At 65.1% G+C, this 12130-nt stretch carries 11 protein-coding genes and 1 tRNA gene; 6 read left to right on the top strand and 6 right to left on the bottom strand.

The genetic code is table 11. From position 1 onward, the window contains the following. Positions 1–13: 13 nt before the first annotated feature. On the bottom strand, positions 14–1018 hold the full coding sequence (gene sepH / locus HWX32_RS07860; protein ID WP_175935423.1) for a septation protein SepH: 1005 nt from the start codon (positions 1016–1018) through the stop codon (positions 14–16). Positions 1019–1048: 30 nt separating this feature from the next. Then, the gene (serC, locus tag HWX32_RS07855) at positions 1049–2170 is read right to left on the bottom strand and encodes a phosphoserine transaminase (RefSeq protein ID WP_175935422.1); all 1122 of its coding nucleotides are present in this window, start codon (positions 2168–2170) and stop codon (positions 1049–1051) included. A 166-nt stretch (positions 2171–2336) separates the two neighbouring features. Here serC and HWX32_RS07850 point away from each other — a divergent pair, with 166 nt between their 5' ends. From HWX32_RS07850 to HWX32_RS07830, 5 genes are all read left to right on the top strand, one after another. Then, positions 2337–3632, top strand: a complete 1296-nt coding sequence (locus tag HWX32_RS07850) for a citrate synthase (protein ID WP_175935421.1) — start codon at positions 2337–2339, stop codon at positions 3630–3632. 141 nt (positions 3633–3773) lie between these two features. After that, entirely contained in the window at positions 3774–4133 is a 360-nt protein-coding gene (locus HWX32_RS07845; RefSeq protein WP_075467667.1) for an FKBP-type peptidyl-prolyl cis-trans isomerase, read from the top strand. A 14-nt stretch (positions 4134–4147) separates the two neighbouring features. After that, positions 4148–4975 carry an aldo/keto reductase gene (locus HWX32_RS07840; protein ID WP_175935420.1) on the top strand — a complete coding sequence of 276 codons (828 nt, stop codon included), beginning with the start codon at positions 4148–4150 and terminating at the stop codon, positions 4973–4975. A 267-nt stretch (positions 4976–5242) separates the two neighbouring features. Next, positions 5243–5581, top strand: a complete 339-nt coding sequence (locus tag HWX32_RS07835) for a DUF485 domain-containing protein (protein WP_075467661.1) — start codon at positions 5243–5245, stop codon at positions 5579–5581. 3 nt (positions 5582–5584) lie between these two features. Further along, entirely contained in the window at positions 5585–7228 is a 1644-nt protein-coding gene (locus HWX32_RS07830; protein WP_075467658.1) for a cation acetate symporter, read from the top strand. Between the two features lie 125 nt (positions 7229–7353). On the opposite strand, the gene HWX32_RS07825 is transcribed toward HWX32_RS07830, so the two are convergent. From HWX32_RS07825 to HWX32_RS07810, 4 genes are all read right to left on the bottom strand, one after another. Continuing rightward, the gene (locus HWX32_RS07825) at positions 7354–8316 is read right to left on the bottom strand and encodes a hypothetical protein (protein ID WP_175935419.1); all 963 of its coding nucleotides are present in this window, start codon (positions 8314–8316) and stop codon (positions 7354–7356) included. Positions 8317–8646: 330 nt separating this feature from the next. Then, on the bottom strand, positions 8647–9594 hold the full coding sequence (locus tag HWX32_RS07820) for a DUF1906 domain-containing protein (protein ID WP_217702896.1): 948 nt from the start codon (positions 9592–9594) through the stop codon (positions 8647–8649). Positions 9595–9613: 19 nt separating this feature from the next. Next, a complete protein-coding gene (locus HWX32_RS07815; protein WP_175935418.1) occupies positions 9614–11125 on the bottom strand; it encodes a gluconokinase in 1512 nt (503 codons plus the stop codon). 88 nt (positions 11126–11213) lie between these two features. Further along, positions 11214–11286 (bottom strand) — tRNA-Arg (locus tag HWX32_RS07810). 145 nt (positions 11287–11431) lie between these two features. Here HWX32_RS07810 and HWX32_RS07805 point away from each other — a divergent pair. After that, positions 11432–12124, top strand: coding sequence for a hemolysin III family protein (locus HWX32_RS07805; RefSeq protein ID WP_175935504.1), 693 nt, complete (start codon positions 11432–11434; stop codon positions 12122–12124). Positions 12125–12130 lie beyond the last annotated feature (6 nt).

The following is a 12130-nucleotide window of genomic DNA, read 5'->3' as shown; positions in this document are numbered from 1 at the left end:
AAACGAGAAAGCCCTACTTCTTGGGGCGTTTCGTGTTTGTGCGCACGCCGAGCAGCACGTCCTCCCAGTGCGGGGTCACAGCTTTACGACGGCGCTTCTGCGGCTGCTCCTCCTCATCAGGGTGGCGCAGAAAGTCGCCCTCGAGCACCGTGTCCTCGGGGCCAGCGGGCTCAGAGGTTGTGTCACTGTCGTTGGCGTGCTGTTGGGCTTCGAGCTCGTCGTACTCGTCGTAGTCCTCGAACTCCGCGGCCGCGTTCACACCGTCGTCGTAGTCCGCGTTTTCATCCGTGCGGGCGCCACCGATGCGGCCGACGGCGGTCAGCGAGCGCACCGGCTGCGCGAAGTCCGGGTCCGTGAGATCCGCCGCGATGGCGTTGCGCGCCTCGGTTCGTGGGGCAGAGCCCATGGAGCGCTTGAACGACCACAGCGCCTCGTTCTCGCTCAGGCCCGCCTGCCAGGTGACGTGCACCACCCAGTCGTCGCCCTGCTCCCGGGTGGCGTCCCAAGTTGCGTCTGCAATGGAGTGGCCGCGGGCGGCGAACGCGGTGGCCAGGATCTCGAACAAGGTGAGTTTCGCCGGGCCGTCCTCGCGCACCGGGTGGGACTGCTTCGCGGCCTCGGCAACCTGGGTGCGCTCGAGCATCACCGGGTGGGCGTAGGAATCGAGGCGGCTTTCGGCCACACCCATCTCCTCGGCGAGCTCGGCCACGGAGGCGCCAGCGCGGATGCGTGCCTGGATCTCGTTTGGGCGCATGGAAAGCGGGGTGGCGTACAGCGGGTCCGGCTCGGGCAGCGAGCGCTCCACTGGCTCGGCGGGTTCTGCTGGCTCGGTGGGCACGGCGCGTTCTGCGGGCTCGGCATGCTCGGACTCGGGCGCCTCGGCGGGTGCCGCGGAGCCGTCGATAAGCAACTGCCCCTCAAGCTCCGCGCGGGCGAGCTGGTAGCGCACCCCGTCGTCGTCGCGCAGGACGAAAAACGTCTCCGTCGATTCCTCTTCCAAAAAGTGCAGCTCGCGCATGCAGGCAAGCTTAATGTACGCGCAGCCGCATTACTTGAAACCCACTCCGGCGCTTAAGAGGTAATCCACGGCGCGGGTGAAACGGGCGATATCGCCCGGCTCGACGTTGGGGAACATGCCCACGCGCAGCTGGTTGCGGCCCAGCTTGCGGTACGGTTCCGTGTCCACGATGCCGTTGGCGCGCAGTGCGGCGGCGAGCTCGGCGGCGTCCACTGACTCGTCGAAGTCCACCGTGCCCACCACCTGCGAGCGTAGCTTCGGGTCGCGCACGAACGGTGCGGCAAGTTCGTGCGCGTCCGCCCAGGCATAGAAGCTTGTCGACGACGCCAGCGTGCGCGACGCCATCACCTCAAGCCCGCCTGCGGCCCGCATCCAATCGAGCTGCTCCGCAAGCATGACCAGGGTGGCGATAGCGGGCGTGTTGTACGTCTGGTCTTTGCGCGAATTCTCCAGTGCCGTCGCGAGGTTGAGAAACGCAGGCACGAAGCGGCCCGAGGCAGCGATGCGCTCAATGCGCTCGATGGCGGCGGGGCTGAGCAGCGCGATCCACAGGCCGCCGTCTGCGCCGAAGCACTTCTGCGGGGAGAAGTAATACGCATCCGCCTCGCGCACGTCCACGGGCAGGCCACCCGCGGCCGAAGTTGCGTCGACGACGGTCAGCGCGTCCGTGTCCGGGCGGGTGACGGGCAGCATTACGCCTGTCGACGTCTCGTTGTGCGCCCACGCAACAACGTCCGCGTCCACGCCGTCCAGAGACGAGGGCAGCGGGGCGTCACCCGGCTCGGCGGAGACCACGTGCGGCTCCGCGAGCCAGGGCGCGTTTCGCGTCACTGCGGCGAACTTCGAGGTGAACTCGCCGTAGACCAGGTGCGCGGCGCGGGACTCGACGAGGTGAAACGACGCGGCGTCCCAGAACGCGGTCGCCCCACCGAGGCCCAGCACCACCTCGTAGCCGTCAGGCAGGGCGAAAAGATCGCGCAGACCCTCACGGATGCGGGCCACCAGGTGCTTCACCGGCGGTTGGCGGTGGGAGGTGCCGAGGGCAACGGAGTCGCGCACGGCATCGAGCTGCCCCTGTCGTATTTTGGAGGGGCCGCAGCCGAGGCGACCGTCGATAAGCAAAAGCTCCTGCGGTAGGGCGGGGTAGGGCAAAGGGGCTCCTTAAACTGTGGTGCGGAAGGAAAAATCCCATAACTGTCGGCCGCGTCACAAGCTTTGCTAGAGTGCGTAAGCGTAAATGGCAATCTGAGGCCCGCAAGGGACAACCCCGGCAGCCTGAAGCCAGCCTGAAACATTGTATAGAGGGAAGTGATTTTCAGTGGCTACTGAGAACAACCAAAAGGCCGTACTGCAGTACCCGGGCGGCGAATACGAAATGCCGATAAAGGAGGCCACCGAAGGCCAGAGTGGCATTGAGCTGGGCAACCTCCTCGGCGAGACCGGCTACGTCACCTTCGACCCGGGCTACGTGTCCACCGGCTCCACCGAGTCCAAGATCACCTACATCGACGGCGCTGAAGGCATCCTGCGCTACCGCGGCTACGACATTGCCGACCTGGCCAACAACGCCACCTTCAACGAGGTGTCCTACCTGCTGATCAACGGCGAGCTGCCGACGTCAGAGCAACATGAGGCGTTCTCCAACGACATCCGCCACCACACGCTGTTGGACGAGGACTTCAAGGCCGCCTTCAACGTCTTCCCGCGCAACGCACACCCGATGGCGGTGCTCGCGTCGTCGGTGAACATTCTGTCCGCCTACTACCAGGACCAGCTCAACCCGCTCGACGAGGAGCAGCTGGACAAGGCAACCGTGCGCCTCATGGCGAAGGTACCGATGCTGGCCGCGTACGCGTACCGAGCTTCCCGCGGCAAGCCGTACATGTACCCGGACAACAACCTCAACCAGACCGAGAACTTCCTGCGCATGATGTTCGGCTACCCCACCGAGGACTACGAGGTAGACCCGGTGCTCTCCACCGCAATGGAGAAGCTGTTCATCCTCCACGCGGACCACGAGCAGAACTGCTCCACCTCCACGGTGCGCATGATCGGCTCGGCGCAGGCCAACATGTTCGTGGCCATCGCCGGCGGCATCAACGCCCTGGCTGGCCCGCTGCACGGCGGCGCGAACCAGGCTGTGCTGGAGATGCTCGAGGACATCAAGAACAACCACGACGGCGACGCCACGGACTTCATGAACCGCGTGAAGAACAAGGAAAAGGGCGTGCGCCTGATGGGCTTCGGCCACCGCGTGTACAAGAACTACGACCCGCGCGCCGCGATTGTGAAGGACACCGCGCACGAGGTGCTCGAGCACCTCGGTGGCGACGAGCTGCTGGATCTCGCGATCGACCTCGAGGAGATCGCGCTGAAGGACGACTACTTCGTCCAGCGCAAGCTCTACCCGAACGTGGACTTCTACTCCGGCCTGATCTACCGCGCCATGGGCTTCCCCACGGACTTCTTCACCGTGCTGTTCGCCATCGGCCGCCTGCCGGGCTGGATCGCCCAGTACCGCGAGCAGCTGGAGATGAACACCAAGATCAACCGCCCGCGCCAGATCTACACCGGCGAGACGAAGCGCGAGTTCGTGCCCGTCGACAAGCGCTAAGACGCTACCGGCTGGAACGCTGCCGACTGGCACGCTGAGCGTCGGCTTCACCGCCGAAAACTTCCTCCCTTATAATTCTGGGAGGAAGTTTTCGGCGGATTTTTACTTTCCATCCGCACAACCTTCAAGGAGTTTTAACTCATGGAAAAGCCAATCATCGAGGTTCCCCAGGAGCCGGCACCGGTTGACCTGGTTATTGAGGACATCACCGTCGGCGATGGCGAAGAAGCAGTGGCCGGGGGCTTCGTCAAGGTGCACTACCTGGGCGTGGACTACGAAACGGGCGAGGAGTTCGACTCCTCCTGGGACCGCGGTGAAGCCGCAGAGTTCCCGCTCGCTGGCCTGATTGAAGGCTGGCAGGAGGGCATCCCCGGCATGCGTGTTGGTGGCCGCCGCGAGCTGACCATCCCGCCGGAGAAGGCGTACGGGCCGGCGGGCGGAGGGCATCCGCTTTCGGGCCGCACCCTAATCTTCATCATCGACCTGCTCGACGCGAGCTAGGGGAGGGCTAAGTCATGCGCGTCCCAGTGACCACGCTGAACGACGGCTACGACCTGCCGCTGCTCGGCCTCGGCACCTACAAGCTGGACCCGGCGGAGACGGAGACTATCGTCCGCACGGCGATCGAGCTGGGCTACCGCCACATCGACACCGCGTCGCTGTACGGCAACGAGGTGGAAGTGGGCAAGGCCATCAACGGTGCTATTGCCGCCGGCGACGTCACCCGCGAGGAGCTGTTCGTCACCACGAAGCTGTGGAACGACGACCAGGAGCGGGTGGGCGAGGCGTACGAAGAGTCGCTGCGCCGCCTTGACTTGGAGTTCGTCGACCTCTACCTCGTGCACTGGCCGTGGCCGCAGCACGGCACCTACGTGCAGGCCTTCGAGCAAATTGCGCAGCTGCAGGGGATGGGGCGTTTGCAGTCCGTGGGTGTGGCGAACTTCTACCCGGAGGTGCTCGACGAAATCATCGAGCAGACCGGTGTGACGCCGGCGCTCAACCAGGTTGAGCTGCACGTCGGGTTCACCCAGTCGGAGCTGAGGGAGTACCACGCGAAGCGGGGCATCCTCACCGAGGCGTGGGCGCCGCTGGCGCGCGGCGGCAACTTCGACAACCCGGAGATAAGGGCGGTCGCCGACGCGCACTCGGCTACGCCCGCCCAGGTGTCGCTGGCCTACCTCATGCAGCTCGGTTGCTCGGTTGTGCCGAAGACGTCGAACGCGCAGCGCCTGGTGGAGAACCTGGGGGCCGTGGATGTGGAGTTGACCGCGCAGGATTGCGAGGTCCTTGAGCGCGTCGCGGGGGAGCGGCTCTCGGGCGATCCGCGCACATTCCCCGGCTAAGCCGTCACCGGTTTTCACCGCCTGGCAGGATTTCCTGCTGGGCGGTTTTTGTGTGCGGGGGTGACGTCGTCAAGCGAATTGCCCCAGTACAGCCCGGTTTGCGGGGGTAGTGGTGTGGCGCGCGGCACATGCGATGAATGAAACACTCACAGTTCAGTGTGGGATAGGTTACATTCTGTGTGTTGAGTTGCGAAGCTCATTGCTTGGCGACGAAAACGCGCAAGGTTTCACAACCACATCTTTTTTCACACAGAAAGGATTGAGGCCATGGCTGGAGCTTCTGCAGTCCCGCAGCGTCGGGAACCCACGCCCGAAGAGTTCGTGGCAATGCAGCGCAGTCCGGAATTTCAGGACCTCCGCGGCACCTTCCGGGGATTTACGTTCCCGATGATGATCGCCGCGCTCGTTTGGTACGTCTTCTACGTGCTGCTGGCCACGTTTGCGCCCGAGTTCATGGCGCGGCCGTTCCTCGGGCTGAACTGGGGCCTGTGGCTGGGCCTTCTGCAATTCGTCACCACGTTCCTCATCACCTGGGTGTACGTCCGGTGGGCCAACAAGAACATCGAGCCGCGCGCGGCCGCTATCCGCCAGGAAATGGAGGGCTAAACCATGCAGAACTACGTCCTCGCCGCAGCCGCATCGGAAGGTGTCGGCAACCCGGCCCTGAACATCGCCATCTTCGCAATCTTCATCGTTGTCACCCTGTTCATCGTGACCCGAGCAGGCAAGACCACCAGCGAATCCGCCGACTTCTACACCGGCGGCGCCACCTTCAACGGCACGCAGAACGGCCTCGCCATCGCCGGCGACTACCTCTCCGCTGCGTCCTTCCTGGGCATCGTGGGTTCCATCGCGCTCAACGGCTACGACGGCTTCCTGTACTCCATCGGCTTCTTCGTGGCGTGGCTGGTGGCGCTTCTGCTGGTGGCTGAGCCGCTGCGTAACGTCGGCCGCTTCACGATGGCGGACGTGCTGTCGTTCCGCCTGCGCCAGAAGCCGGTCCGTGTGGCCGCGGCCTTCGGTACCTTGTTCGTGTCGCTGTTCTACCTGATTGCCCAGATGGCGGGTGCAGGCTCGCTGGTGTCCGTGCTTCTGAACCTGCACTCATTTACCGCGCAGGCGATCTGCGTCGGTGTCGTCGGCGTGATCATGATCATCTACGTCCTGGTCGGTGGCATGAAGGGCACCACCTACGTGCAGATGATCAAGGCCGTGCTCCTCATCACCGGTGTCGCGATCATGGCCGTGCTTGTCTTTGTGAAACTGCGCGGCGGCAGCCTCTTCGACACCGCGATCGACATGCACGCCTCCTCCGAGACGCTGGCCAAGAAGGGCTACGCGGCCGAGGCGATCATGCAGCCGGGCCTGAAGTACGGCGGCACCCTTACTAAGCAGCTCGACTTCCTCTCGCTCGGCCTGGCACTTGTGCTCGGTACCGCGGGTCTGCCCCACGTGCTGATGCGCTTCTACACCGTTCCGACGGCGAAGGAAGCCCGCAAGTCCGTGACCTGGGCCATCGTCCTGATCGGCTCCTTCTACCTGCTCACCCTCATCCTCGGTTACGCCGCGGCCGCATTCGTCGGCCCGGACCGCATCCTCGCGGCACCTGGCGGCGCCAACTCCGCGGCTCCGCTGCTGGCCTTCGAGCTCGGCGGTTCAATCTTCATGGCGCTGATCTCCGCGGTCGCCTTCGCGACGGTGCTTGCCGTCGTGGCCGGTCTCGCGATCACCGCGTCGGCGTCCATCGCCCACGACGTCTACGACGCTGTGCTTCGCGACGGCCAGTCCACTGAAGAGGAGCAAGTCCGCGTCTCGCGCATCACAGTGGTTATCCTGGGCGTTGTCTCCATCATCCTCGGCATCCTCGCCATGACGCAGAATGTGGCGTTCCTGGTCTCCCTGGCGTTCGCGATCGCGGCGTCCGCCAACCTGCCGACGATTCTGTACTCGCTGTACTGGAAGCGCTTCAACACCACCGGTGCCGTGTGCTCCATCTACACGGGTCTGATCTCCGCGCTCGTGCTGATCTTCTTCTCGCCGGCTGTGTCCGGTACTGAGACCGCGATGTTCCCGAACGCCGATTGGGCGTGGTTCCCGCTGACCAGCCCTGGCCTCGTCTCGATCCCGCTCGGCTTCCTCGCCGGCATCGTCGGCACCCTCTTGGGCAAGCCGGACAACTTCGACGAGCTGCAGGCCGAGATGGAAGTCCGCTCGCTCACCGGCGTCGGCGTAGAGGCTCCGGTCGACCACTAGACCGAACCTGCGGCTCACCCAGTGAGTCACAGACGCAGTGCTCGGAGCACTCTCAGCGCGAGCACTTCGCGGCGCCCCGCAACCTACGCGGGGCGCCGCTTCCGCATGTCGGGGTCCGCTTGTACCTAGGCCGCGCGGGCAGCAAGCGCGTTAATCGCGCGCTGGAGAACCTGCAGAAAGCTTCGGCTGGTTACCTCGTCCCAGCCGAACCGGTTGATGGGGTGCCCTAGATTGAGTAGCTGTTTCTCTCGATGGCGTTCTGCGGATGTGGACGCGAGCGGATCGCCGAAGGTGCCGTCACTCTTCAAGGCGCCGTCGGCTTCGACCAGCAGCTCGCCGTTGATCACCACGTCGACTCGGGCAGTGGTTGGATTGCCGTCCGCGCCTGTAATGGGAAACGTCACTTGGAAGTCGAGGGTGTTCACGCCGGTGAGCCTTCCGTCGTCAATTGCCTGTAAAATTTCGTGGCGCATGAGGGTTTCCAACACGCTCTCCGAAGTTGCCGCGGAATACTCAATGAGCCGACGGAACTTCCGGAGGCCGTGCGCCCGGGGGAGGGAACTGGTGCGGTGCAGGAGCTCGTCGATAGTAAGCGACTGCCACTTTGCACGTGCCGACTCAAGCTGCACCAACGCCGCGAGCCACCCGTGATAGCGCATGGTGTCGAAGATGCATCGAATCATGCTGGCCACGCGCACGCCGTCCTTTTCCTTGAAATCTTCGTCGGTGATCGAGCCGGAGCGGTAGACGCGGTCCGGGTATTGCCTGGCCTTGCCCCACGCCTTGCTGTAGCCGGGCATGACGAGGTCGACGGATCCAACCCAATCCAACGTTGCCAGCCCGTGCCACCGTGCGCCTGCGGGGCCGGTCACCACGGCGTTCCGGGTTTGCGAGGCGACCCGTTTGATCAGGTCGAGCTCATCTCGTTGCTTCTGTTCCACCCACTCTTTTCTCCCCATGCACTCATAGTGAACGATGCGCAAGCAAAAGAAAAGAATCTGTTCACTAAAGTGAACAGGTAGTTGTTGGCTGCGTTGGGTGATGGGGTTTGGTGCTGGGTCGGTGGGGTTTGGTGTGTTTTGGTGCATGCCCAGTGCGTGCGTTGTAGACCCCAGCGCTGGGGTCTACTTCGCGGGTGGGGTGATGTAGACGCCAGCGTTGGGGTCTACCGCAAAGTGCCTGGTTGGCGTTTCGCTGGCGTCTACAAGAAGCGTTGGCGTCTACTTCGCGGGAGGGGTGATGTAGACGCCAGCGTTGGGGACTACAACGGGCGAGAAAAACCGCGCTGGCCCGGGGGTGAATCTGCAGGCAGGAGAAGCGAACCGCGCCGGCGGACAGGGAAACCGTGCCGGCAGACAGAGAACCGCGATAGCAAGGGTTACAGCAGAAGAGCTACAGCAAGAGCCACAGCAGAAGCGCTACGGCAGGAACCGCGCCGCAGCGTCGCGAGCCGCCTGCTGCGCATTCCGGGCCGCGCCCTGCACCGCCTGCTGCGCGCCCTGCACTGCCTGCTGTGCGCCTTGCACCCCCTGCTGCACCCCACCGAGCGCGTTGGAAGACATCTGGCTGGAGCCCTGGATCAGGCGGTTGACGTCGTCGAACGTGAGCGTCGGTGCCGGGGTGGGGCCGCTGCCCGGGGTCCACTGTCCCCAGTCTGCGGCGTACACGTTGTTAATGTCCACCTGCACTCCGTCGATGTGCGCCTGCCAGCGGGCGACCTGGTGAATGTTTGCGCGCGGGTGGATTTTGCCCTGTGAGCCCCAGTCGTGCTGCCAGAAGTAGCTGCCGATGCGGTCCTCGAGGCACCACGCGATCGTCCAGTAGTTGCCGTAGACACCGAGCTTGTACCCGGCGGTCTCCAGCGCGACGCCGAAGGCCCGCAGATAGGGGCTGATCAGGGAGTTGAACTGTTGGAGGGTGGGGTTGTCGTCGATGGCCACGTAGATGGGGCGCCCGGTGGGGCCGCCCGCCGCCGCGTGGAGGCGCATCGCCTGCGGCGCGTGCACGGCCGCACCCGCGGCGCCGCGTTTCCAGTCCGCGGTTTCGGCGCGCCCGAATTGGTACACGGATGCGGTGGCCAGGCCGTTCGCCTTGAAATCCTGCGTCTCGCGCAGGGTGACGGGTTTGCCGCGCATCCAGTCGGCGCCGGGGCGGCGTTCGGAGACGTAGCGCACGGCACCGATGTGGCCTGCGGCCTTCACGGAACGTGCGGACGGCACGCCGGCGGAGTAGTCGACGACGGTGCCCAGCACGCGGCGTTGCTGCGCGTTTGCGAAGGGCGCGGCGGACACGGAGGACGCGGCTCCGGCGGTGAGGGCGGCTGCGGCGCTGGCCTGGAGGAAGCGGCGGCGGTTCAGTTCAGTCACACGCGCAACATTAGCACCATTAGGTGTATTTCTGAATCAGGCGCCCGTAAGCGTCGTCGAAGGTTTCGCGCAGGTCGTCGTAGTAAGCACGATGCTTATCGACGGCTCCGCAGCCCACCCCAAACGGCGGCACCGCACGCTTTTCCCCGGGGGCGATCTGGTCGAGCGCGATGATTGCCGTGCCGCGCAGGGTGGCGCGTTTCATCTCCAGCGGGACGACGGTGGTGCCGAGGGTGTCCGCCAGCACTCGGAGCCACTCCGGGTGGTCGGTGGTCACGCGCCCGGAGGCGACCACGCGCTCGGGTCGTGCGCCCGCCTGGCCGAGCTGCTCAAACACGCGCTGATAGGAAAGCGCGATGCCCTCGATCACGCCGCGCCGCAGATCCAACGGCGTCGTCGCCGCGGTGACGCCGAGGAGCTGCGCCTTCGCTCCCGCCGCCCAACCGGTGGAGCGCTCCCCGGTGAAAAACGGCAGCACAAGCGGGGTACTGGCGGACGGCTCCGCCGCAAGCGCGGCAGCAAGGTCGTCAGGGGTAACGGGTTGGATGGTCTGCTCGAGCCAGCTCACGGCGCGGCCGACGTCGTTAAGCGCACCGCCCAAAATCGCCTTATCGCGCGCCACGCGGTAGCACCAAAGTCCCGGCGGGATTTCGGCGGGGACCTCGGGCAGGATGACGCGCATCGCGCCGGAGGTTGCGGCGGCCACGGCGACGGTGTCGGGGCCGGTGGCGCCCGGGCCCACGTTCGACGGCCAGCCGTCCGGGATGCAGTGGAACCAGGGCAGGCCGTCCAGCTCGGGCCAGGCGGTGCCGGTGGGGTGCGCGGGCTCGTCGGGGAAGCGCAGCGGCTGGATCATGTCGGGGGAGACCCCCACCGCGTCAAGGATCTCGGTGTCCAGTTCGCCGGTGTGCGCGTTTGCGATCCCGGACCAGGCAGCGGTGGACACAGCAAGGCCCTCGATGCCGGCGAGTTTGAGGTAGACGTACTCGCCGATCGTCATCACCTTCGCCGCGTCCGCCCATTCGGGCAGCTCCGCCTTCGCCCAGGCCAGGCGCGCCGGGTGGTAGCTGTTGTGCAGGCGCACACCGGTGCGCTGGTGGTAGGCCGTTTCGTCGATCCCGGCGCGCAACTTTTCGACGTACTCCCGGCAGCGTGAATCCGCGTAGGTGGAAAGGGGGGTGAGGGGGTCACCGGAGGCGTCGATAAGCAAAAAGCTCGACGCGAACGAGCCCATGCACACCGCTTCGATGCGCAAACCCTTCTCGCGCGCGAAGGCGACGATCCCGTCGATGACGCTACGGACTTCCTCGACCACCTGGTCGGCGTCGATAGTGCTCGTGCCGTCGGCGGCTGTGGTGAACTCGTGCGCGACGCGCTGCTTGGAGCCTTTCACCGGGCAGCCGGTGACATCGTAGAGTCCGCCGCGGCTGGCGGTGGAGCCGACGTCGATGCCCAGCACGTACGGGCCGCGCGACTCGTCCAGCGGAATGGACATCGTGGGGATTTTCCGGGCCTTCGGTTTCGCGCTCATGGTGCCGATGCTACGGCCAGCGAGCCGTGCAATGTGGAACCCTCCCACCGGCGACGGAATAATCGCAGGTAGAAGGGTATTTTTTCTGCGCCCCAGAGAGGAATCGAACCTCCGACACCTTCTTTAGGAGAGAAGTGCTCTATCCACTGAGCTACTAGGGCATCACGCAGTAGGGTACCGCACTGCTTCAGAGCGCCCCTAATTGCGCCCGCAGGAACCTACCGAAACGTAGCTTCAGGGGCTACAGTGAAACGCATCCCGCAGGTAGCCGGGCCGCCCAAGAGAGTAAAGGAGCGCACTGTGGCACTGAAAACAGGACAAATAGAGCGCACCTACCTTGTGGCCGACCGGGGCGAGCGCCCCGCAACACGCGGCTGGTTCCACCTGGTAGCGGCAATGCTTTCGGCGCTGGCCTCCGCGGTGCTCATCACATTCGCGTGGATGACGCTTTCTTGGCCGCAGGCGATAGGGGTGACAGTCTACGGCGCCGGACTATTTCTGTTGTTCGGCGTTTCGGCGATGTACCACCGATGGCCCTGGAAGACGGCTGAGGCGGTGCTGTGGTGGCGCCGGGCCGACCACGCGACCATCTCGGTGTTTATCGCCGCGACGTACACGCCGCTGTGCCTGATCGTGTTCGAGCCCCGCACCGCCGCTGTCATGCTCGTAGTCGCCTGGGCGGGCGGCGTCGGCGGCGCAATCTTGAACCTCGCGTGGATCAACCATCCGCGCTGGTTGGACGTGGTGGTCTACGTCGGCCTCGGCTGGATTATCGTCCCACTGATCCCCACGCTGTGGCGCGAGGCGGGAGCGGCGGTGGGGTGGCTGCTGTTCGCGGGCGGGGTGATCTACACCCTCGGCGCGCTGGTGTACGGCTTCAAGTGGCCGGGGCGCACTGCGCGCTACTACGGCTACCACGAGCACTTCCACACCGCAACGATCGTGGCGGCGGTGCTGCACCTCGTGGCCATCTGGATGGTCGTGGTGCAGGCGGGCTAAAGCGCG

Source organism: Corynebacterium sp. Marseille-P4321, assembly GCF_903645305.1.
Lineage (GTDB): Bacteria > Actinomycetota > Actinomycetes > Mycobacteriales > Mycobacteriaceae > Corynebacterium.
Note: the sequence above shows the minus strand (reverse complement) of the source record. Positions and strands in the feature narration are given on the sequence as shown.

Excerpts from the sequence above, each read along its gene's own strand:
- HWX32_RS07840 (WP_175935420.1), top strand. The coding sequence starts at position 4,148 with ATGCGCGTCCCAGTGACCACGCTGAACGACGGCTACGACCTGCCGCTG.
- HWX32_RS07830 (WP_075467658.1), top strand. The coding sequence starts at position 5,585 with ATGCAGAACTACGTCCTCGCCGCAGCCGCATCGGAAGGTGTCGGCAAC.
- HWX32_RS07825 (WP_175935419.1), bottom strand. The coding sequence starts at position 8,316 with ATGCACCAAAACACACCAAACCCCACCGACCCAGCACCAAACCCCATC.
- HWX32_RS07835 (WP_075467661.1), top strand. The coding sequence starts at position 5,243 with ATGGCTGGAGCTTCTGCAGTCCCGCAGCGTCGGGAACCCACGCCCGAA.
- HWX32_RS07815 (WP_175935418.1), bottom strand. The coding sequence starts at position 11,125 with ATGAGCGCGAAACCGAAGGCCCGGAAAATCCCCACGATGTCCATTCCG.
- HWX32_RS07845 (WP_075467667.1), top strand. The coding sequence starts at position 3,774 with ATGGAAAAGCCAATCATCGAGGTTCCCCAGGAGCCGGCACCGGTTGAC.
- sepH (WP_175935423.1), bottom strand. The coding sequence starts at position 1,018 with ATGCGCGAGCTGCACTTTTTGGAAGAGGAATCGACGGAGACGTTTTTC.